General features: G+C 65.1%; 20 protein-coding genes. 8 read left to right on the forward strand and 12 right to left on the reverse strand.

Features of this window, described 5'->3' with window-relative positions; translation table 11 throughout:
• Position 1 precedes the first annotated feature (1 nt).
• The 4 genes from BSQ44_RS10925 to BSQ44_RS10940 are packed head-to-tail and all read right to left on the reverse strand — an operon-like array spanning position 2 to position 3747.
• Positions 2 to 388 (reverse strand): biopolymer transporter ExbD, encoded by a 387-nt coding sequence (locus tag BSQ44_RS10925; protein ID WP_072603981.1) that lies wholly within the window; start codon positions 386 to 388, stop codon positions 2 to 4.
• Positions 378 to 1085, reverse strand: a complete 708-nt coding sequence (locus tag BSQ44_RS10930) for a MotA/TolQ/ExbB proton channel family protein (protein ID WP_072603983.1) — start codon at positions 1083 to 1085, stop codon at positions 378 to 380. The genes BSQ44_RS10925 and BSQ44_RS10930 overlap by 11 nt, the downstream gene beginning before the upstream one ends.
• 44 nt (positions 1086 to 1129) lie before the next feature.
• Positions 1130 to 1579: a hypothetical protein gene (locus BSQ44_RS10935; RefSeq protein WP_072603985.1), complete on the reverse strand. Its 450-nt coding sequence runs from the start codon at positions 1577 to 1579 to the stop codon at positions 1130 to 1132.
• A complete protein-coding gene (locus tag BSQ44_RS10940) occupies positions 1579 to 3747 on the reverse strand; it encodes a TonB-dependent receptor domain-containing protein (RefSeq protein WP_072603987.1) in 2169 nt (722 codons plus the stop codon). Before BSQ44_RS10940 ends, BSQ44_RS10935 begins: the two co-directional genes overlap by 1 nt.
• A gap of 202 nt (positions 3748 to 3949) precedes the next feature.
• Here BSQ44_RS10940 and hemP point away from each other — a divergent pair, with 202 nt between their 5' ends.
• From hemP to BSQ44_RS10965, 5 genes are read left to right on the forward strand one after another with little or no spacing between them, the layout of a single operon-like run.
• Positions 3950 to 4162 (forward strand): hemin uptake protein HemP, encoded by a 213-nt coding sequence (gene hemP / locus BSQ44_RS10945; protein ID WP_235633385.1) that lies wholly within the window; start codon positions 3950 to 3952, stop codon positions 4160 to 4162.
• Between the two features lie 8 nt (positions 4163 to 4170).
• Complete coding sequence (locus tag BSQ44_RS10950) at positions 4171 to 5232, forward strand: hemin-degrading factor (protein ID WP_072603989.1); 1062 nt, start codon at positions 4171 to 4173, stop codon at positions 5230 to 5232.
• An 11-nt stretch (positions 5233 to 5243) separates the two neighbouring features.
• On the forward strand, positions 5244 to 6170 hold the full coding sequence (locus BSQ44_RS10955; RefSeq protein ID WP_072603991.1) for a heme/hemin ABC transporter substrate-binding protein: 927 nt from the start codon (positions 5244 to 5246) through the stop codon (positions 6168 to 6170).
• 26 nt (positions 6171 to 6196) lie between these two features.
• On the forward strand, positions 6197 to 7282 hold the full coding sequence (locus BSQ44_RS10960) for a FecCD family ABC transporter permease (protein WP_072603993.1): 1086 nt from the start codon (positions 6197 to 6199) through the stop codon (positions 7280 to 7282).
• Between the two features lie 11 nt (positions 7283 to 7293).
• Positions 7294 to 8091, forward strand: a complete 798-nt coding sequence (locus BSQ44_RS10965) for a heme ABC transporter ATP-binding protein (protein WP_072603995.1) — start codon at positions 7294 to 7296, stop codon at positions 8089 to 8091.
• Positions 8092 to 8101: 10 nt separating this feature from the next.
• On the opposite strand, the gene BSQ44_RS10970 is transcribed toward BSQ44_RS10965, so the two are convergent.
• From BSQ44_RS10970 to BSQ44_RS10985, 4 genes are all read right to left on the reverse strand, one after another.
• The gene (locus BSQ44_RS10970; protein ID WP_072607995.1) at positions 8102 to 9373 is read right to left on the reverse strand and encodes an O-antigen ligase family protein; all 1272 of its coding nucleotides are present in this window, start codon (positions 9371 to 9373) and stop codon (positions 8102 to 8104) included.
• 17 nt (positions 9374 to 9390) lie between these two features.
• Positions 9391 to 10929 carry an undecaprenyl-phosphate glucose phosphotransferase gene (locus BSQ44_RS10975; protein ID WP_072603997.1) on the reverse strand — a complete coding sequence of 513 codons (1539 nt, stop codon included), beginning with the start codon at positions 10927 to 10929 and terminating at the stop codon, positions 9391 to 9393.
• A gap of 124 nt (positions 10930 to 11053) precedes the next feature.
• Complete coding sequence (locus BSQ44_RS10980; RefSeq protein WP_072603999.1) at positions 11054 to 12184, reverse strand: glycosyltransferase; 1131 nt, start codon at positions 12182 to 12184, stop codon at positions 11054 to 11056.
• Between the two features lie 19 nt (positions 12185 to 12203).
• Complete coding sequence (locus tag BSQ44_RS10985; RefSeq protein WP_072604001.1) at positions 12204 to 12767, reverse strand: polysaccharide biosynthesis/export family protein; 564 nt, start codon at positions 12765 to 12767, stop codon at positions 12204 to 12206.
• A gap of 244 nt (positions 12768 to 13011) precedes the next feature.
• Between BSQ44_RS10985 and BSQ44_RS10990 the strand changes: the two genes are divergently transcribed.
• Positions 13012 to 15162 (forward strand): GumC family protein, encoded by a 2151-nt coding sequence (locus tag BSQ44_RS10990; protein WP_072604003.1) that lies wholly within the window; start codon positions 13012 to 13014, stop codon positions 15160 to 15162.
• Positions 15163 to 15198: 36 nt separating this feature from the next.
• Here BSQ44_RS10990 and BSQ44_RS10995 read toward each other — a convergent pair whose 3' ends face one another.
• Positions 15199 to 16407: a GNAT family N-acetyltransferase gene (locus BSQ44_RS10995; RefSeq protein ID WP_072604006.1), complete on the reverse strand. Its 1209-nt coding sequence runs from the start codon at positions 16405 to 16407 to the stop codon at positions 15199 to 15201.
• A gap of 92 nt (positions 16408 to 16499) precedes the next feature.
• On the opposite strand from BSQ44_RS10995, the gene BSQ44_RS11000 reads away from it, so the two are divergent.
• Entirely contained in the window at positions 16500 to 17558 is a 1059-nt protein-coding gene (locus tag BSQ44_RS11000) for a polysaccharide deacetylase family protein (RefSeq protein WP_072604009.1), read from the forward strand.
• 49 nt (positions 17559 to 17607) lie between these two features.
• Here BSQ44_RS11000 and BSQ44_RS11005 read toward each other — a convergent pair whose 3' ends face one another.
• Positions 17608 to 17823, reverse strand: a complete 216-nt coding sequence (locus BSQ44_RS11005) for a DUF2842 domain-containing protein (RefSeq protein ID WP_072604011.1) — start codon at positions 17821 to 17823, stop codon at positions 17608 to 17610.
• A 158-nt stretch (positions 17824 to 17981) separates the two neighbouring features.
• Between BSQ44_RS11005 and BSQ44_RS11010 the strand changes: the two genes are divergently transcribed.
• Positions 17982 to 19073: a COX15/CtaA family protein gene (locus BSQ44_RS11010; protein ID WP_072604013.1), complete on the forward strand. Its 1092-nt coding sequence runs from the start codon at positions 17982 to 17984 to the stop codon at positions 19071 to 19073.
• A gap of 3 nt (positions 19074 to 19076) precedes the next feature.
• Here BSQ44_RS11010 and BSQ44_RS11015 read toward each other — a convergent pair whose 3' ends face one another.
• The gene (locus tag BSQ44_RS11015) at positions 19077 to 19409 is read right to left on the reverse strand and encodes a YunG family protein (protein WP_072604015.1); all 333 of its coding nucleotides are present in this window, start codon (positions 19407 to 19409) and stop codon (positions 19077 to 19079) included.
• Positions 19410 to 20351, reverse strand: a complete 942-nt coding sequence (gene argC, locus BSQ44_RS11020; RefSeq protein WP_072604017.1) for an N-acetyl-gamma-glutamyl-phosphate reductase — start codon at positions 20349 to 20351, stop codon at positions 19410 to 19412.
• Positions 20352 to 20363 lie beyond the last annotated feature (12 nt).

The following is a 20363-nucleotide window of genomic DNA, read 5'->3' on the forward strand; positions in this document are numbered from 1 at the left end:
TCTATCTCGCGACTTGCAGGGTCAGGTTGGTTTCCCGCCGGATGCGTTCGACTGCGCTGACGAGCGCCTGCGAGGTCATGTCGCCGCGCACGAGGAGCACAGCCGACACCGCGCCGGCTTGTTCGAGGCGCTTCAGCTCGGCGACCGCGCCTTCCGCACCGACCGGCAAGCCGTTAATCGTCCAGACGTCTCGGTTCACGCGAAGCAGGATGCCGGGCGCGACTCCCGGCGCGCGTGCGCCGGCGCGGCCGCCGACGATCTCGACCTCGGCGAATTTGGTGAACGTCGACGACAGCATGAAAAACAGCAGCAGCAGGAATATCACGTCGATCAGCGACGTGACCGAGATCGGCCGGCGCCGGGCGCCAGCGCCCGCGTCAATGCGCATGGCTCGCCCCGGTCAACGCCGCGACCGACGGTTCGGCGCGGGGAGAGGCGGCGCGGATCTCGCCCAGCGCGTGCTGCGAGAAGAAGCTGGTGGTGAGTGTTTCGATCGCCACGCGCTCGTTCTCCATCCGCGTTTCGAACCAGGTCAGCACCAGCGAGACGGGCATGGCGACGGCGAGACCGGCGGCGGTGGTGAGCAGCGCGACCCAGATGCCGCCGGCCAGGATGGAGGGGTCCACTGCGTTGCCGGCGCCTTGCAACTGCTGGAAGGCCTCGATCATGCCGAGCACGGTTCCGAACAGGCCGAGCAGCGGCGAAATCTGCGCGATGGCGTCGAGCGCGCGGAAACCGCGCTGCAGGTCGTGCAGCCGGCCGACCGCGATGCGCTCGACCTCGTCCTCGACCACGCCTTTGGGCACGCTGCGCGTCATGGAAAGCCGCATCGCCGCCGCGAGCGCTGATCCGACCGCCGACGGGTCGGCGTCGGCGACCTGGCGCGCATCGCCATAGTTGCCGTGCACCCACAGATGCAGGGCACGCTGCGCGGCGCCGTGGAAGCCGACGCGCTCGCGCCAGAACTGCACCAGTTTCAACAGGATCAGCGCCACCGCGAAGACGGAGAGTACCAGAAGGATGGCGACCACCGGGCCGCCAAGCTCCAGGAAGGAGCGCATGTTCTGAAAGACGCTGTCGGTCATGGGTCGGGTCCTGTCGCTGGGGTATGCTCGCCGATGCGGCGAGATCAGCTGCCGAACGTCACGTCCGCAGCCTTGGTGGCGGCGTCGAGATGGCGGATGCATGCGCCGGCCTCCACGCCGTCACCGTCGCAGGCGACCGCGTCGTTGACGAGCACGCGCCCCACCGCCGCGCAGTCGGTGTCGGCCAGGTCGAACTGGCGCACCTTGGTCTTGCCGTCCGGCAGGTCCTTGAAGTCGAGCACGGTCAGCCGCTGGACCAGCCCCGCCTTGTCGAAGAGCACGATCTCGAAGGCGGCTTTCTCCAGCGCGGCGCCGAGCTCGTTGCGGACCAGGAAGGTAAGCCTGCAGCCGCCCGCAGACGGCTCCAACCCGTTGAGTTCCAGGGTCAGCGAAGGCGCCGTCGACGCCTCCTGCGCGAGCGCCGTGGCGCCCGCCAGCGGCGACATCGCGATCGATGCCGCCAGCAACCGTGCCGTTGCCGTCGCTTTCGACATCACTGCCATCCTATCTGCTTGCTGAGTGAGATCTTGAACGTCCGGCCCATCGCACGGTCGTTGTTGAGGAATTCCTTGAAGTCCTCGTCGAACAGATTGTCGACGCCAGCCTGCACCTCCCAGCCGGAGAACTGGCCTTCCTGCGGAGTCCACGAGAGGAACACGTCGTGGACGTCGAAGGCCTTCGCGTAGCGCGTGGAGGTTCCGATGGCCGTGTCGGAGCGGAGTGCCGGATCCTGCGGGTTTGCAACGATGCGCGAACGCCAGCCGAACTGCAGGTCGTGCTGGGGAACCTTGCCACCGACGGTGAAGGCAAGCTCATGCGGGGCGATCGAGGTCAGGTACTTGTCGTAGTCCGCACCGGGCGTCTTGTTCTTCCCGACCACGTAGGAGTAGGCGACGTTGGCGAAGAAATAGTCCGCGTCGTAGGCCGACTCCACTTCGAAGCCGTATATCTGCGCCGACGCTATGTTGACGAAACCTGCCCGGTCATTGAATCCCGCGGTGAAAGGCGAGTCGAGCGCGATCAGGTCCGTGACGTCATTGTAGAAGCCGGTGACCTTGATCTGGCCGGCATCACCCGGCTGAACCATGTCGTACCCCGAGACCGCGAAACCGCCTTCGAAATTGTCGGATCGTTCCTTGCGAAGGTCGAGGCTAGGAAGGAAGGTTGCAGAGGAGCTTGCCGTCGAGAAGACTTCATCGATGGTGGGGAATCGCTCGGTATGAGCGATGGAGCCGAAGACGGCGAAAGTGTCGTTGAACTTGTAGTGCGCCGCGATCTTAGGCGAAATCGCCGTGTCGTCGCTGTCGCTCATGGGGTTCCCGCGGTCCGTGACGCCGGTGCCCGGAGTGAGGCGATGCCAGTCGAGCCGAATGCCGGGGATGAGGGTCAGCCTGTCGTCCCAGATGAACTCGTTTTGGACGAAGACGCCCGTCTTGAGATCGGTTCCTTCGGGGTGGAAGGTCACCGGGAGCAACGTCCCGTCGTTCAGGAAGGCATCGGCCACTCGGCGCTGGTAGGTGCTCTGGGAACCATATGTAAGATAGTTCTGCCAGTTGGCGCCGGTCCACTCCATCGTGTTCTGCGCATTCAGCTGCCACGTCTGGTAGGCGTAGTCCGAATCGCACACGATCGAAAATGACCCAGGGCTGCAGGAAGAGCGCAGATCGGCATCGCGCTGCGAATTGCTGGTATCCGAATAGGAGGCGGATACCTTCACATCCAGCATGTCATTGTCGGTGAAGGGATTCTCGTAGGAGAGTATGGCGGTCTGGTCGATCACGTGCCGGTCGATCAGACCGAAGAAGGTCGCGGTGCTGGTTTGCGACAACTGCTGGTCGGCGAGGTCTGAATCCCAGCGCTGGTAGGAGGCGCGCAGCTTGCCTTCGTCTCCGACGTTGAAGGTGCCCTTGACCAGTCCCGACCATGCCTCGAAGTTCGATCCGACGATCTCATTGCCGGCTCCATCCTCATAGGGATCGGCGAACCGGTAGTTGCCGGTGACGAGCAACTCGGCATCTCCGCCGAACCGCTGGGCGAGCACCGGTGAGAAGAGCCATCCGTTCCCGTTGCTGCTCCAGCTCGACTTCATCCGGAAAGCACCGTTGTCCCCGTCCCTGATGTAGTCGGAGGCGTCCTTGGTTTCGAAGTTGATCACGCCGCCGAGGGCACCGGATCCATAAAGCGTGGAGGATGCGGGACCACGCAGCACCTCGACACGCTTGTAGAGTTCCGGATCGGAGAAGAACGAACCGAGCCGATACTGCTCGTAGAATTTCTGGACGCCATCGACATTGACGATGATGCGCCCGCCGTCGCCGCTGTTTTCCGGCGCGCCGATGCCCCGGATGTTGAAGCTTTGGCCCAGAACGCGATCCGAACCCGTCACGTTCACGCCCGGCACCGCTCGGATCACTTCACCGATCGTCTGCGGCTGCAGCCGATCGATCTCTTCCTGCTCGATCACGGTGACGGATTGCGGCGTGTCGATCGCGACCTTTTCCACGCCGGCGCCGAAGACCAGGCGCTGCAGCATGGTCACGCGGCCCTGCTTGTCTTCCGCGTTCGTGCGCGTTTCCTCCTGCGCGCCGGCCATCTGTACGACCACCGCGCTCAGCGCGGCTCCACCCAGCAATACCGCGACGTTCCGAGCCACCAACCCCATACCCCAACTCCTTGATCTGTCGGTTCAGGCTGGCTGGCCGTGAGGCTCGCTTGCGAATGATTGTCATACCGGAAAACATGAATTTCAGACTCCGGTATTGCGCTCACTATTAAACCTGATAAACGGTGTCAACAATAAGAACGCGAGATTCAACCACGCCAAGCCAGCGACGCGAGCCAGGCGCGAACGGAGGTTCAGTGACGTGACCACGACCCGCACCTCGTACGACCTGTCGTACCGCGACCATTGCAACGAGCCGGCCCCGCGCGGATTCCTGCGCGGCGACCCGCGCCAGTTGAGAACCCTCACCAGCCAGGCGCTGTTTCTCGGCGAGCATGAGATCGGCATCGAGCATCAAGGATCGCTCTACCGGCTGAAGATCACCCGCCAGGGCAAGCTCATTCTCAACAAGTAGGTGCGCCGATGACCGCTGCTTCTATTCCGTCTCCCGCCGCGATCCGGCAGGCGAGGGCCGACAATCCCAGGATGCGCGAGCGCGATCTCGCGAGCCAGCTCGGCGTGACCGAGTGTCAGCTTGTCGCCGCCCATTGCGGCTTCGGCGTGCGCCGCATCCGGGCCGACGTCGAGAAACTCCTCGCTGGCGTCACCGCGCTCGGCGAGGTCATGGCCCTGACGCGCAACGAAAGCGCCGTCCATGAGAAGATCGGGGTCTATGAAAAGCCGGTTTCCGGCAAGCATGCCTCGATGGTGCTCGGCAGCGAGATCGACCTTCGTATTTTCCCAAAGCACTGGGTTCATGGCTTCGCCGTAGAGAAGGGGGAGGGCGACGACATCCGGCGCAGTCTCCAGTTCTTCGACGCCGCCGGCGATGCGGTCCACAAGATTCACATGCGCGAGAATTCGAACCTCGAGGCCTACGAGGATCTGGTGGCCATCCTGTTCTCGCCCGACCAGTTGGACGCACTCCCGGTCGCCGGCCCGCGCCTCGTTCAAGCGGCCAACGATCCGGGCTTGCGCGCCGACCTGGAAGGTCTGCGCGCCCGCTGGAGCGGCATGACCGACGTGCACCAATTCGTCGGCATCCTGCGCGATCTCGACCTGACGCGCCGGCAGGCGGTGGAGCTCGTCGGATCGGACTTCGCCTGGCGGCTCGCCGACGACGCCGTCCCGGCCCTGATGCGCCTCGCCGCGAACGAGCAATTGCCGATCATGTGCTTCGTCGGCAATGGCGGCTGCATCCAGATACATTCGGGGCCAATCACCGAGATCAAGCCGATGGGGCCGTGGATCAACGTCATGGATCCGACGTTCCATCTCCATCTCAGGACCGATCGCATCACGGACGTATGGGCGGTGCGCAAGCCGAACCGGGATGGCCACGTCTCCTCGATCGAGGCTTACGGCGCCGATGGATCGATGATCATCCAGTTCTTCGGCAAGCGGAAGGAAGGCACCGACGAGCGTCCCGATTGGCGCTCCCTCGTGGAGGGCCTTCCCAGGCTTGAACGGTCCAGCGCGGCTTGAGGAGGTCAGACATGTCCCTGAGAACCTCCCGGCGCGGCATCGCGCGCGCGAGTGCGATCGGCTTCACCCTCGTCCTGACGCTGGTGCCGCTGCTGGCGCCGCCGCCCGGCGGTTTGGCCATGGCCTCGCAGGTGGAGGCGCTGCCCTCCGGTGCGCAGCGCGTCGTGTCCGTCGGCGGCTCCATCACCGAGATCCTCTACGCGCTCGGCGAGGAGGACCGTCTGGTAGCGCGCGATTCCACGAGCCTCTATCCGCAGGAGGCGCTGTCGCTGCCGGACGTCGGATACATGCGGGCGCTCTCGCCGGAAGGCGTCCTGTCGGTCAATCCCGACGGCATCCTCGCGCTTGAGGGCAGCGGTCCGCCCGAAGCGATCCAGGTGCTGGAGAAGGCAAGCGTCCCGATGGTCGTGATTCCGGAGCGCTTCGACAGCCAGGGCATCGTCGACAAGATCACGGCGGTCGGCCAGGCCATCGGCGAACCGGAGAAGGCGGAGGCCTTCGCCGCGAAGGTGGCCGGCGACCTTGATGCCGCGAAGAAGATCACCGCCGGCGTGGAGGACCGCAAGAAGGTGCTGTTCATCCTCAGCCTGCAGGGCGGAAAGATCCTCGCCTCGGGAACCGGCAGCGCGGCCAACGGCATCATCGAGCTTGCCGGCGGCGAAAACGCCATCATCGGCTATTCCGGTTACAAGCAGCTGACCGACGAGGCGGTGATCGAGGCACAGCCGGATGTGGTGCTCATGATGGATCGCGAGGGCGACCTCAGCATCGACGAGAACGAACTCTTCTCCAATCCGGCCATCGCCGCGACGCCCGCCGGCATGAACAGGCAGGTGATCCGGATGGACGGGCTCTATCTGCTGGGCTTCGGTCCCCGGACCGCAGCCGCGGTGAAGGACCTCGCCGTCCGGCTCTACGGCGACGAGATCACGAACTGACGGCGCCGAAAGTGGTTGACCAGACGATGATGGCGGCGGCCCGGCCGCGCCGGGAGGATCCGGTTGAAGGTGACAGGTCGGCCCGCGCGCGCCTCGCGATCCTGCTTTGCGGCCTGCTTCTCGGCGTGGTCGCGCTCGCCAGCCTCGGCTACGGCGCATCGGACACATCCGCGGCGACGCTGCTGTGGAACCTGGTGTCAGGTGGCGGTGCCGATGCGATCTCGGCCCGCGACCGGATCATCGTCTACGACATCCGCCTGCCGCGCGTGATCCTCGGCATTTTGATAGGCGCCGCGCTCGCCGTCTCGGGCGCCGTCATGCAGGGGCTGTTCCGCAATCCGCTCGCCGATCCGGGCCTTGTCGGCGTCTCGGCGGGGGCTGGCCTCGGGGCGATCAGCGTCATCGTGCTGGGAACCACCGCGCTCGGTCCCGTCGTGCGGATGTTCGGCATCTACGCGTTGCCCTTCGCCGCCTTCCTGGGCGGCCTCGCCACCACCCTCATTCTCTATCGCGTCGCGACTCGGCGCGGACAAACCTCCATCGCCACCATGCTGCTCGCCGGCATCGCGCTCGCGGCGATGGCAGGCGCGTTTTCGGGCGTCATGGTATATCTGGCCGACGACCGGCAGCTCCGCGATCTCACCTTCTGGGGCCTCGGATCGCTCGCCGGCGCGACCTGGAGCAAGATCGCGGCCGCGGGCCCGATCATCGTCGTGACCCTTCTCGCGGCACCCTTCCTGGCGCGCGGCCTGAACGCGCTCAGCCTCGGCGAGGCAACCGCGCATCATCTCGGCGTTCCGGTGCAGCGGTTGAAGAACGTCGCCATCGTCACGGTCGCGGCGGCCATAGGCGCCTGCGTTGCGGTCTCGGGGGGCATCGGCTTCGTCGGCATCGTGGTGCCGCATCTGCTCCGGCTGCTGATCGGTCCCGACAACCGCTACCTTTTGCCGGCTTCCGCCCTGCTGGGCGCTACCCTGCTGCTCGCCGCCGATGCGGTCAGCCGAACGATCGTCGCGCCGGCCGAATTGCCGATCGGCATCGTGACGGCGGCCGTCGGTGCCCCCTTCTTCCTCTGGATACTGCTGCGCCGGCGCGGCATCCTGGACCTCTAGGAGCCTCGGCCATGATCGAAGCGACCGACCTCGACGTCTTCATCGGCAACAAGCGGATCGTCACCGGCGCCAGCTTCGAAGCGCGTCCGGGAGAATTCGTCTCCATCGTCGGCCCAAACGGCTCAGGCAAGACGACGCTGATGCGGGCGCTGTGTGGAGACCTCGGTTATTCCGGCGAGATCACCTTTTCCGGGCGCTCGATGTCGGCCTTGAAGCCGTGGCAGCTTGCCGGCATCCGCGCCGTCCTGCCGCAGGCCGCGACGCTGTCGTTTCCCTTCACGGTCCGCGAAGTCGTCAAGCTCGGCCTGACGGGCGGCCGTTCCGGTGTCCTGCCAGGGGAGGCTGCCCGACTGCCGGAACGCGCCCTCGCCAAGGTCGACCTGGAGGGTTTCGCGGGGCGCTTCTATCAGGAACTCTCTGGCGGAGAGCAGCAGCGCGTCCAGCTTGCCCGCGTCCTGTGCCAGGTGTGGGCACCGGTGCTGGAGGGCAATCCGCGTTTCCTCCTGCTCGACGAGCCGGTGTCGAGCCTCGACATCAAACACCAGCTGGTCATCATGCGCATCGCGCGCGAGTTCGCCGACAGGGGAGGCGGGACGGTGGCGATCCTCCACGACCTCAACCTCGCCTCCATGTTCTCCGACCGGATCTACGTCATGCACCGCGGCCGGATCGCGGCATCGGGTGCGCCGGGCGAAGTGCTGCAGGACGATCTGATTTCGCGGGTCTTCGAGTGTGGAATGAAAGTGGGCGTTCCCGCGCCGATGGGCATGCCCTACGTGCTGCCGCAGACGGCGACGATCTCGCCTTGACGATCGAATTCTATCCCAACGCCGCTGTGCTGCGCCGTCGGAGAGCCAGGTCGGTGCGGATGGCTTCGTGCTGGTGGCGCGCTTCGAGCGCCAGCCCGCCCCACACCATGCCGAGCAGCAGGTAGAAGTGACGCCAGTGATCGGTGTCGATCACGGTTCCGAGCAGCACATGGCCGAGGAAGACGACGTAGGCGCACAGGAAATAGGGCTGCCAGGGACGATCCCTGAACAGGATCCTGAACCCGGCCCCGAGCGTCCACATGATCATGATGAACCAGGCGGCGAAACCGAGCCAGCCGTAGTCCATCAGCGCCTTCAGCCAGATGTTGTGTGTGTCCTCGCCGAAGGTGAGGCCGAACACCAGCGGCCCGATCCCGAGCGGCTTTTCGGTGGCGAGCATGAAGCCGATCGCGTGCCGCGCGAAGCGGCCGAGCCTGGCTGAATCATATTCCTGGACCAGCTGGGCGCGTGTGCTGAACAGGTCCGCAATAGCCGGGATCTGCAGCGCGATGACGAGCGCCAGAACGAGCAGGACGAAGGCCGCACCGCCCATCAGCAGGATGCGGAGGCGGAAGAGGCCGCTGCGGTGCTGGATGAACAGCGCGAGCGCCGTCATCAGCGCGCTGAAGGCGAACAGTCCCCATGCCCCGCGCGAGAACGACAGGAACAGGCCGAACGCGATGATCAGCAGCGGAACGCCGTAGAGCGGCATACGCGCGACGGGTCCGGTCAGGACCCGGTGAAGCAGCCAGATACCGGGGAGCGTGATGAAGGGACCGAAGACGTTCGGGTCCTCGAACACGCCCGCCGCGCGCTCGTACTTGGTGAACATCTCGGCGCCGGGAAAGGCATGGAAGTAGCCGAGGATGCCAAAGGCGGACGTGCTGACCGCGGCTGCGATCCAGGCCATGAACATCAGTCGGTAGAGATCGGGCCTCGCCTCCAGCACCGCCGCGTAAAACACTGCGGTAAAGGCCAGGAACAGGGACACGGCGATGTAGAGCGGCGCCTCCTTCAGGACCTCCATCTGCGTGATGGCGATCATGCCGCCGATATTGAACACGACGAGCAGGATGAGGAGCGGCGTCACGGAGCGCGAGATCCTGAGGCCGAAGAGGCCCCAGACCGCCATCAGCGCGACCATGTAGAGTTCGTAGGGCGCGGGTTCGCGGATGACGAACCCGGAGAGGAAGACGGCGATCGAGATGGCGCCCGCCACCAGCATCGAGACGAGTTTTGCGTTGACCGCCGCGCGCGGGACCGGCGAGGCGTGTGCCGTCATGTCGCCGGTCAGCGCGGTCAATATGCGTTCTCGGTGTCGAGCAGGCGGATCGGCGTCATCAGAAGGATCTTGAGATCGAACCAGAGCGACCAGTTCTCGATGTAGAACAGATCGAACTCCGTCCGCTTCTTGATCTTCTCGTCCGTGTCCATCTCGCCCCGCCAACCGTTGATCTGGGCCCAGCCGGTGACGCCGGGTTTGACCTTGTGGCGGGCGAAGTAGCCGTCGACCACTTCGGTGTAGAGCAGATTGTGCGACTGCGCGGCCACGGCGTGGGGGCGCGGGCCGACGAGCGCCAGGCTGCCGAACAAAGCATTGAAGAACTGCGGCAGTTCGTCGATCGAGGTCTTGCGGATGACGCGTCCGACGCGGGTCACGCGCGGGTCGCCCTTGGTCACGGCGCGCTTGGCCGTGGGGTCAGACTGGTCCGCATACATGGAGCGGAACTTGTAGACCTCGATGACCTCGTTGTTGAAGCCGTGCCGCTTCTGCTTGAACAGGATCGGACCCTTGCTGTCGAGCTTGATGGCGATCGCGGTCGCCAGCATGATTGGCGAGAACACGGCGATGCCGATGAGCGAGAAGACGATGTCGAAGGCGCGCTTGGCAACCGAATCCCAGTCGTTGATCGGCTTGTCGAAGATATCGAGCAGCGGTACCGAGCCGATGTAGGAGTAGGAGCGGGGCCTAAAGCGCAGTTCGCTCGAGTGCGCCGACAGGCGGATGTCGACCGGCAGGACCCAGAGCTTTTTCAGCATGGAAAGCACGCGCGCCTCGGCCGTAAGCGGCAGGGAGACGATCAGCATGTCGATGCGCGCGGCACGGGCGAACTCGATTAGTTCCGAGATGTTGCCGAGCTTCGGGTAGCCGGCGACGATCGGCGGCGAGCGGCGGTCGTCGCGGTCGTCGAAGATGCCGCAGATCCGGATGTCGTTGTCGGCCTGTCGTTCCAGCGAACGGATCAGCGTTTCCGCCGCTTGTCCGCCGCCGACGATGACGGCGCGCCTTTCCATCACGCCATTGCGTGCCCAGCGCTTGATCAGACGTGCCATCACCAGGCGTAGGCCAAGGATGACGGCGAAGCCCGACACGTACCATCCGGCGAACCAGAGCCGCGAGAAATCCGCGGAATTCTTCATGAAGACGCTAGCGAGCGCCATGGCCGCGAAGGCACCCGACCACACGAGCGCGAAGGTGCGCACATGCGCCAGAGGCTTGCGAAGCGCCGCCATCTGGTAGGAATCGGTGAACTCGAGCAGGATGACGGTCAACAGCGAACCGCCGAGGATCGCCGCAAGATAGTCCCAGTCGAACTGCCGGGGGACGCCGATACGGTATGTGTAGGCCAGGGCGCCGGCCGTGAGCAGGAGCAGGAATTCCAGGATGCGCAGCTTGCCGCTGACCATGACCGGGGACATGGTGTCGCGCCGGTACTGCGATGCGACCTGGCGCGCAACCGAACCGAGTTCGGCGCTCTTGCCGCGTTCTTCCTTCGCGTTTTCGAACCGGCGCACGGCATCCGGCGTGAAACGCGACGTTGGATCGATCTGGTTCATGGACGAGACCCGTTGAAGCCTCGTGATATACGAAATGCCCTAACGTTCCCTTGATCGGGAAGGGTTGATTCGACCGAACCGGCAAGGGCGGACAGGACCGGGGAAGCCGTCGAGGCGTGTTGTTTCAGGTGCTTCGTGCTTCCCGGTAGATCGCTTCGATCCGGCTTGCCATTGCATCGGCGCCGAAACGGGTGCGGACTTCCTCGCCTGACGGCATGACGGCTGCGTATGCGGCGAGGTCTTCGACCGCCTGCGCCATGCGGGCTGCGATCGCTGGAGCATTCGGTTCGACCAGTGCCCCGGGCGCATTCTCGAAGATCTCCGGGATGCCCCCGACCGAGGTGGCGACCATGAGTTTGCCGGCAGCGAGCGCTTCGAGCACGATGTAGGGCATCGCCTCGGCGCGGGAGGGGACGACGACGACAGCTGCGAGCGCGAATGCCTCTCGTGCCGGCATCGGCTCGCGGAAATGCACCCGGTCGGCCAGCCCGCGTGCGGCAACCTGAGCGACGTATCTGTTCTTGTCGTCTCCCGCGCCGACCATGAAGGCGCTGAGCCGGCGGCCCGTCTTTTCTTCGGCGATTTTCAGGGCATCGATGAAAAGGTCCGGCCCCTTCAGGTCCCGCATCATGCCGATGTAGAGAAAGTCGGCCGCCTCGGGGGAGGGCGGGACGGGTTCGAACTCGGCCGCGGTCACGCCGTTGTAGACCACCGTGTTGGGTGCCCGCGGAGGCCCGACCTTGCGCACGAAGGTCTCGCGCTCCTGCCTGGAGACGAACAGGATGTGCTCCGAAAAGCGCTCCATGATGCGTTCCAGCGCAAAGAAGAAGCGTCCCGTGACGCTCTTCTCGTCATAGTGCAGGCTGCCCCCGTGGGGCGAATAGAGGCGGGCTACGCGATACCTGGATACCCGCAAGAGTGTGCCGAACATGCGCGAATAGACGCCGCCCTTGGCGCCGTGTCCGTGCAGGACGTCCGGCCGCAATTCCTTGATGATGTCGTATGTCTTCCAGGCCGACGACAAATCGCCGGGCCCGATGTGGCGCTGCATCGGCGTCCGGTGGACGCCGAGCGGAAGCTTCGTCTCGAGTTCCCGGAACATGCGGGCCTCGTATTCTCCGCCCGTGGTGGAATCGCACACGATTCCCACCTGATGCCCCGCCGCCACCTGTGCGCCGGCCAGATCGCGGACATGGCGGAAGATTCCGCCGACCGGCGACCGGAAGCAATGGACGATGCGCAGGCTCTCGGGCACGGAGACCGTCTACCGCTGCTCAGAACAGTCGCTCGCGGACATAGACCGTGTCTCCCGGCAGGATCGGATCCGACGTGAGGACGCGGCCGGTCAGCACCTTGCCGTTGATGTCGCGGGTGATGTCGACGTTCGCCTGGTTGGCGCGGGCCGAGTAGCCGCCGGCGGCCGCGATGGCCTTATGCACGGTCATGCCCGGCACATAGGAATATTGTCCGGCGGCGCCAACTTCGCCCATTACGAAGATAGGGCGGTAGCGGTCGATCTCGACGGAGACGTCGGGGTCGCGGAGATAGCCGTTCTGGAGCTTTTGCGCGATCTGCTGCTCGATCTCCGAAGCGGTGTGACCGCGCGCGGCGATCGCGCCCACCAAGGGGAAGGAGACGTAGCCGGCCTGATCCACGTTGTAGACGTTGGTGAGGCCGTCCTGTTCGTACACGGTGATCCGCACACGGTCGCCGGCATCGAGTACGTAGGGTTTGGAGATCGCGGCATGGAAGGCTGGCGGAACCGGCCGATAGCCGGCGCAGCCGGCTACGGCGAGCGTAGCGATCGCGGCTATGGAAAGTGCGAACTGGCGCTTCATTGGCGGACACACACCCTTCAACTGCTGCCGGGCGAGGGACCCGGTTGCGTGGACTGCGTGTTCGTTATCCCCCTGTTAGGGTTAATGGGCGGTAAAGGAGAACATGCCCAAAGACCACCTTCGTCCGCGTAAAGTGGTTGGTAAGGTCCTGTAAACGATCGTTAATTTTGCGTTGCACGTTTCTTAACCGCGCGGTTACCATAGTTGTTTACGGTCACGCCCATAATGAGTGGAGTGACTTGCCATGGCCGGCCCGCACGCCCCCGGAAGTGACCTGGACATCGACATCGGCGCCCTGACCGCGAGCCTTGCGCGCGACTGGTTGCGGATCGTCCTCGTCGTCCTCGCGGTGACGGCCGTGGCCTTCATCCTGGCATCGACCGCGCAGAAGCACTACAAGGCGGAAACGCGGCTTCTGATCGAGGAGCGTGAATCGGTCTTCACGCGGCCCGACGCCAATGGCAGCAATTCGCCGGTCCTCGACGACCAGGGCGTCACCAGCCAGGTCGAGGTGATTTCGTCTTCCGACCTGCTCAAGCAGGTCGCGAGCGATTTGGGCTTAGCCAGACTGGAAGAGTTCGAGGCCTCCGGCGAAGTTTCGATGCTCGGCAGGCTGCTGATCATCGCCGGGCTGCGCAACGATCCCGTCGAATTGCCTCCCGAGGAGCGGGTTCTCAAGAACTTCCGCGAGAAGCTGACCGTCTACAGGGTCGAGGGGTCGCGCGTCATCGTCGTCCAGTTCTCGTCCGTGGACCCGGAACTGGCGGCGAAGGTCCCGAATGCCATCGCGGATGCCTATCTGGCCTTGCAGCGCAAGGCCAAGGCTCAGTCGGACACGGATGCGACGGAGTGGCTGGAACCCGAGATCGCCGACCTGCGCGACAAGGTGAAGGAAGCCGAGGGCAGGGTTGCCGATTTCCGCGGCGGGTCGGACCTCCTGATGGGGTCCAACAATTCGGCGCTGGCCACCCAGCAGCTCTCGGAACTCTCGAGCGAACTGTCGCGGGTCAAGGCGAACCGTGCCTCGGCGGAAGCGACGGCTTCGGCGGTGCGCAACGCGCTCGCCGCCGGGGCGTCGATCGATGCCCTGCCGGAAGTGCTGTCCTCGCCGCTGATCCAGCGCCTGCGGGAAAGCCAGGTTCAGCTCAGGGCGACGATCGCTGATCTTTCCTCGACGCTTCTCGACAACCACCCGCGCATCCGCGCGCTTCGTTCACAGCTTGCCGATCTCGACTCCCAGATCCGCAGCGAGGCCAACAAGGTGCTCGAAGGGCTGGAGACCGAAGCGGAGGCTGCGCGGCTTCGCGAGCGCGAACTCATCGCGGAAGTGAACCGCCTGAAGGCCGAGTCGGCGCGTGTCGGCGAGCAGGAGGTCGAACTTCGCGCGCTGGAACGCGAGGCGGCCTCCCAGCGGGACCTGCTGGAATCCTATCTGTCGCGCTACCGCGAGGCGGTGTCGCGCAAGGATCGCAACTATCTTCCCGCCGATGCGCGCATCTTTTCGCGAGCGTCGGTGCCGTCCGAACCGTACTTCCCCAAGGTGGTCCCCATCACCGGTGCCGCATTTGCCGCATCGCTCCTGGTCATGGTGGTCTTCACGCTGATGCGCGAACTGTTCAGCGGGCGCGCCATGCGGCCGGCGGACCGCGCCGCGGCCGAGCCCGTCCGGCAGGTCGTCATGCCAACGCATGCGGAGAACGAAGCGGACGAGGACGTCGCCCCGGTTCCGGTCGCAGCGACCGTCGCCTCCGATCCCGAGCCGGAACGGCCGGTTGCTGTGCCCGTGTTCACGAAGGGACAGGTCTCGATCCAGGATGCCGCCGAACGGCTCATCGCGCGTGGCGCTTCTCGCGCCGTCTTCGTCTCTCCGGAAGGCGACGAGGGTGCCGCGGCTGCCGTCATGGTGGCGCGGGAGGTCGCGGATGCCGGATTGCGGACGCTGCTTCTCGATCTCACCTCCACCGGCGCGGCATCGGGGCCGATGCTCGACGGCGCGAAATTGCCGGGCATCACCGACCTGCTCTGCTCGAAGGCCCAGTTCACCGACGTCATCCATCCGGACCTCTATTCGGATTGCCATGTCATCCCCGTCGGCAATTCCGATCCGGCCCGCGCGATGCGTGCGGTGGACAGGCTTCCGATCATCATGGAATCGCTGACGACCGCCTACGACATGGTGATCGTGGAATGCGGCCCGGCCGACGGCGCGAGCATCAAGCGGCTGGTGTCGGGTGCGAGCGAGGTCGTGATCAGCGTGATCGAGGAAGACGACGCGGCGGTCTCGGCCACCGAGGACGAGCTCAAGTCGGTCGGGTTCGAGAAGGCTTTCCTCGTGACCCCGATCGGCTACGAACCGCCGCATGCACCGCTCCCTGACGAGCGGAGCGCCGCCTGAGGCGTACGCTCGCGTTTGGTGAACCGGGGGAGGGCGCTACGCGGCCTTTCCCTTGCCGGCCGCGGCCCGGCGCAGCCGCTTCACGAATGTCCAGGCGAATTCGTTCGACTTGATGAGCCGCTTGGCGGTGTTGGTCGCCTGGCGAAGGCCGATCGCCAGCCGGCCCCTGGCGCCGATGGGAATGGCGACATCGAAATGCCTCGTCTCGACATCGCACCAAAGCCGCTTGTAGGTCTCGTCGCCGACACTGAAATCGTAGAAGGCGATATCGTCCTCGCAGGCTTCGCGGATGTTTTCGAAGAACAGGAATTCGCCGGGGCTCGTCGATGCGAGTTCGTCTTCCGCAATGGAGCCGAATTCGCAGATCACCGATGATGGCGTGAGGCTGCAGCCGGTGATGGCACGCAATTTCCCGCCTATCTCGAGTCCGTGCAGGAAGAATTCCGGCTTCGCGTCCGCCTCGCTCGCAGCGCCGAACAGGTCGCGGAAGAATTCCTGAACTGTCCGGTCGCCGAAGACGTCCTGAATGCCGTTGGCGGCGAGCCTCGCCGCCTTCATCGCGAAGAAGGCCTCCAGCAGAGCATCCGTTTCGGCACGGCTCGTCGCGCGTATCCGCTTGTATCCGCCGGCGGCTTCGAACTTCCTGATCTGCGATCGATGCTTCTTGCGTTTGCGCTTGGCGCTCGCCCGCTCCAGCACGGCGTCGAACCCGCCGGCGAGATCGACGGCCAGCGCGGGGTTGGGGCTCTCCCAGGACGCCAGCGTGGCGAGAGGGTTCGCGGCTCCTTCGAAGGATTTGACCTGGCGTTCGAGAAGCAACAGATCCACGTCCGGACGCGCCGCTTTCAGCGCCGCCGACAGAGCCTTGCCGCCGGCCAGGTCGAATTCGCTTTTGCCGAGGACCGCCGGAAAGTTGCCGTTCGCGTGGCTGCCGCCGGGGAAGCGGGCAATGCGGAACGCGCCCTCGCGAACGATCTCGAGCGGGATCGCCATGCCGCCGGCGTCGCTTTCCCATGAAAGCACGACGACGTCCGGATTACAGTGCCGCGCCCAGGATTCCACCCAGCGCGGGGATTGGGGCGGTGCAAAAAGCGCGCGGGCGCAGAATTCGGAATAGGCGAAAATGGCTGCTTCATTCGTGAGGCAGCGCACGGAGAAACCGGCGGCCGCCTTCGAGCCGGTACCGTCGAGTGTCCGCCCGTCTGGCGCGAAATGCAGGTCGGCGGATGCGCGGGCGTCAACCATACCTTTATCCTTCGGGGCTAATGAATCGGTTTGACATGGCGCCGCCTGGCGCCTGCTTCAGGATGCGGAGCCTATCCGCAAATGGTGAAAGAATGATCGACAGGGGGGAATTGCTGAGGAAGCTGATCCTCAATGCAATCCGCTTTTCGCTCCTGGCCCCGCTCGCCAGCCGCTACTATTCCGGCGTCGGCGCAATCCTGATGCTTCACCGGGTCAACGTCGCGCCGCTCACGACCATTGGTGCGAACCGGCATCTGACCGTCACGCCCGGATTCCTCGACGAACTTCTGACCGAAGTGAAGCGCCTCGGCTTCGAATTCGTCTCCATGGACGAGACGGTGGAGCGCCTTTCCAGCGGCAGGCGCGGTGGCAGGTATGTGACCATCACCGCCGACGACGCCTACCGGGACAATCTGGTGGAAGCCCTGCCGGTGCTGGAAGCCCACGACGCGCCGATGACCATCTACGTGGCTCCCGGCCTGACCGAAGGCAACGTCTTCCTCTGGTGGGAACTGCTGGAGGAGGTCGTGAGCCGCCGGCCGACGGTCTATCTGAAGACGCCGGAAGGAAGGATGGTCTTCGAATGTGCTTCCAAGGCCGAAAAATTCCGCGCGAACGCGGAGATCCACGACTACCTCACCGAGAAGATCGCCGAGGAAGACCAGCTCGACGTGGTTCGTGAACTGGCGTGGTCTTCCGGCCTGGACCCCCGCGAACTCGGCAAGAAAGCTCTGCTCGATTGGGACGAACTGCGCGGAATGGTGGCGCATCCGCTGATCACTATCGGAGCCCACACCGTGCATCACTACAATCTGAGAAGGCTCTCCGAGGAGAAGGCACGTCGCGAGATCACCGAAGCGGCGGGGATACTGGAGATGGAACTCGGCGAGAAGCCGCGCCACCTGGCCTATCCCTATGGATACGACGCCGCGGTCGGAGCCCGGGAGGTCCGACTAGCCCGGGAAGCAGGATACGCCTCGGCCGTAACCACCCGCCATGGGCTGCTGCAAGCGGAGCACGCCGCGCACCTCCACGCCTTGCCGCGCATTTCCATCAATGGCCGGTATCAGTGCGTGAAGCACGTCGGGACAATGCTTTCGGGGATTACCACGCCGATCGCCAACCGCGGCAGGCGCGTCGTCACGGTCTGAGCCGGCGGTCGCCAACGCACTCGCGACGCTTGCACTCCAGTCGGAGCGGTCAGCCGCGAGGCTTCGGCGCGCTCGCCATCCACTTGATGATCCACATCGCCGGCAGGACCCACAGCAGGCCGGTGAAGAAGAAATAGGCCAGGTGGACGACCCAGCTGGACTCGGCCAGGCGCGCCGTCGCCACCGCGGTCGCGACCAGCGCGTAGATCACGACCAGGGCCACCAGCAGGATCGAGCCGATGAACTTTTTCAGACGGACGGGCATCTCGGTTCCTTTCGCTCGCTTTTAGCGGCCGGCCCGCCAAGCGCAATCCCGGAACCCGAACGGATCGCGCGGCGCGACGGCTTGCCGCGCGATCCAATCTTGCCAGCGCCACACTGATCGTTCACGAGCATTCCATCCCGCGCATCTGGACCGATCACATGACAGCCTTCGCAGAACCGGTGCTTCACGACCGATTGGAACGGCAGGCGCACAATCGCGTCCTCGTCCGCGGCTGGCTCTACGTCGTCCTGCTCATGCTGTTCGCGCTGGTGTTCGTCGGCGGCGCAACCCGGCTCACCGAGTCCGGCCTGTCGATCACGGAATGGAAGCCGATACACGGCGTCATTCCGCCGCTGTCGGACGCGGAATGGCAGGAGGAGTTCGAAAAGTACCGCCAGATCCCCGAGTACCAGCAGATCAACAAGGGGATGAGCCTAGACGCCTTCAAGACGATCTTCTGGTGGGAATGGACGCACAGGCTGCTTGCGCGCGGCGTCGGCTTCGTCTTTGCGCTGCCTCTCGCCTTTTTCTGGGTCACCGGCAGGCTGGAACGCAGCCTCAAGCCGAAGCTCGTCGGCATCCTGCTCCTCGGCGCCTTTCAGGGGGCGGTCGGCTGGTGGATGGTGGCCTCAGGGCTCGTCGAACGCACCGACGTCAGCCAGTACCGGCTCGCCACGCACCTCACCATCGCCTGCATCATCTTCGCCGCGACCATGGTCGTCGCGCGTGGTCTGGCGCCGCATTCGGCCCCGCGATCCTCGCCCGAGACGCGACGCTTCGCCGGCATCCTGCTGCTCCTAGCGCTCATCCAGATCTATCTCGGCGGCCTCGTCGCCGGCCTCAACGCGGGTTTCGCCTACAACACTTGGCCGCTGATGGACGGAAGCATCGTCCCCGGCGATCTGCTGGTCCAGCAGCCCTGGTTCCTCAACTTCTTCGAGAATGCAAAGACCGTGCAGTTCGTCCATCGTATGGGCGGATACGTCCTCTTTGCGGCCGCGCTCTGGCATGTCTTCGCGGCGCGGTCGGCCGATCGCGGCAGCACGCATGCGCGCCGCGCCGTGGTGTTCTTCCACCTCGTCCTGGTGCAGGCCGCCATCGGCATCACCACGCTTCTGACGGTCGTCGACATCGGCTGGGCGCTGCTGCACCAGGCCTTCGCGCTGGTTGTGCTGGGCTTCGCCGCCGCCCATTGGCGGGCGACACGAGGCAGCTATCCGGCCGAAACGGGCGTCGTGGTCAGGAGCTGAGGGCTAAAGCCGTTCCCGGAGCGCCGCGTACTGCGCGGGGCTTGTATCCGCCAGAGCGTCCTCGCGCGTCGCGGGCAGGTCCTCGAACGGGATCGGACTTGCGAACTGGCCGATGGTGAGGTCCCAGCGCACGTTTCCGACGCGGTTGTAGAAATGCATGCCACCGGGCGTGCGCGTCTTCAGGATCTCGCCGCCGAACAGGTCCTGCACGACAAGGGCGTTGACGCTGCACTGCCCCTTCGCCGGCATGTCTGCCGTCCAAACGCTCGACGACTGTGCCGACCAGGCGGTCTTCAGCTCTTCGTAGAGGGCGAGCGGATCGCGATAGGCGCGCATTCAGGCGGCACGGCCGAGCATCAGGTCCATGTTCTGGACCGCCGCTCCGGACGCGCCCTTGCCGAGATTGTCGAGCACCGCGACGAGATTCGCCTGTCCCTTGCCTTCGGTCCCGAAGACGTAGAGCTTCATCCGGTCGGTGCCATTCAGCGCCGTCGGGTCGAGGCGCGCGAGCTTCGCGCTTTCTTCGAGTGGAACGACTTCGACCACCGACTGGCCGGCGTAATGCGAAGCCAGCGCGCCGTGGAGGTCCTCCAGCGACGGATCGCCGTTGAGGTCGGCCATGTGCAGCGGCACCTGCACGATCATGCCTTGCGCGAAGCGGCCGACGCTCGGCGAGAAGATCGGCCGCCGCTCGATGAGCCCATGCTGCTGCATCTCGGGCACGTGCTTGTGCGACAGGGTGAGCCCGTAAAGGAAATGCGGCGCGGCAATGTGGTCGGGGTTCGCCTCGTCCTCCATCTGCGCGATCATCTGCTTGCCTCCCCCGGTATAGCCCGAGATCGCGTTGACCGTGACGGGATAATCGGCGGGCAGGATGCCGGCTTCCACCAGCGGCCGGATGAGCCCGATGGCGCCGGTCGGGTAGCAGCCAGGATTGGCGACGAGCCGCGCCCCAGCGATCCGGTCGCGCAGCCCTCTGGTCATTTCGGCAAAGCCGTAAGCCCAGTCGGGATGCGTCCGGTGGGCGGTGGAGGTATCGATGATGCGGGTCGAGTTGGCGCCTTCCAGGATACCCACCGCCTCGCGCGAGGCATCGTCGGGAAGGCACAGGATCGCCACGTCCGCTTCCTTCAGCATGTCTTCCCGAAGGCTGCGGTTGCGCCGCTCGGCTTCGGGGATGGACATGATTTCGAGATCGGCGCGTCCGGCGAGCCGGGTCCGGATCTGGAGCCCCGTGGTGCCGTGTTCGCCGTCGATGAAGATTTTCGGTCTGGTCACTGTTTCGTCCGC

Source organism: Aquibium oceanicum (assembly GCF_001889605.1).
Lineage (GTDB): Bacteria > Pseudomonadota > Alphaproteobacteria > Rhizobiales > Rhizobiaceae > Aquibium > Aquibium oceanicum.

Coding starts and splice junctions, on each gene's coding strand:
- BSQ44_RS10960 (WP_072603993.1), top strand. CDS start 6,197: ATGATGGCGGCGGCCCGGCCGCGCCGGGAGGATCCGGTTGAAGGTGAC.
- BSQ44_RS11015 (WP_072604015.1), bottom strand. CDS start 19,409: ATGCGCGCCTATCGCGATCCGCTCGCCCTCTACGAAGAGCTGAAGACC.
- BSQ44_RS10940 (WP_072603987.1), bottom strand. CDS start 3,747: ATGGGGTTGGTGGCTCGGAACGTCGCGGTATTGCTGGGTGGAGCCGCG.
- BSQ44_RS10990 (WP_072604003.1), top strand. CDS start 13,012: ATGGCCGGCCCGCACGCCCCCGGAAGTGACCTGGACATCGACATCGGC.
- BSQ44_RS10925 (WP_072603981.1), bottom strand. CDS start 388: ATGCGCATTGACGCGGGCGCTGGCGCCCGGCGCCGGCCGATCTCGGTC.
- BSQ44_RS10950 (WP_072603989.1), top strand. CDS start 4,171: ATGACCGCTGCTTCTATTCCGTCTCCCGCCGCGATCCGGCAGGCGAGG.
- BSQ44_RS10970 (WP_072607995.1), bottom strand. CDS start 9,373: ATGACGGCACACGCCTCGCCGGTCCCGCGCGCGGCGGTCAACGCAAAA.
- BSQ44_RS10995 (WP_072604006.1), bottom strand. CDS start 16,407: ATGGTTGACGCCCGCGCATCCGCCGACCTGCATTTCGCGCCAGACGGG.
- BSQ44_RS11005 (WP_072604011.1), bottom strand. CDS start 17,823: ATGCCCGTCCGTCTGAAAAAGTTCATCGGCTCGATCCTGCTGGTGGCC.
- BSQ44_RS10930 (WP_072603983.1), bottom strand. CDS start 1,085: ATGACCGACAGCGTCTTTCAGAACATGCGCTCCTTCCTGGAGCTTGGC.
- BSQ44_RS11010 (WP_072604013.1), top strand. CDS start 17,982: ATGACAGCCTTCGCAGAACCGGTGCTTCACGACCGATTGGAACGGCAG.
- BSQ44_RS11000 (WP_072604009.1), top strand. CDS start 16,500: ATGATCGACAGGGGGGAATTGCTGAGGAAGCTGATCCTCAATGCAATC.
- BSQ44_RS10985 (WP_072604001.1), bottom strand. CDS start 12,767: ATGAAGCGCCAGTTCGCACTTTCCATAGCCGCGATCGCTACGCTCGCC.
- BSQ44_RS10975 (WP_072603997.1), bottom strand. CDS start 10,929: ATGAACCAGATCGATCCAACGTCGCGTTTCACGCCGGATGCCGTGCGC.
- BSQ44_RS10965 (WP_072603995.1), top strand. CDS start 7,294: ATGATCGAAGCGACCGACCTCGACGTCTTCATCGGCAACAAGCGGATC.
- BSQ44_RS10955 (WP_072603991.1), top strand. CDS start 5,244: ATGTCCCTGAGAACCTCCCGGCGCGGCATCGCGCGCGCGAGTGCGATC.
- BSQ44_RS10935 (WP_072603985.1), bottom strand. CDS start 1,579: ATGTCGAAAGCGACGGCAACGGCACGGTTGCTGGCGGCATCGATCGCG.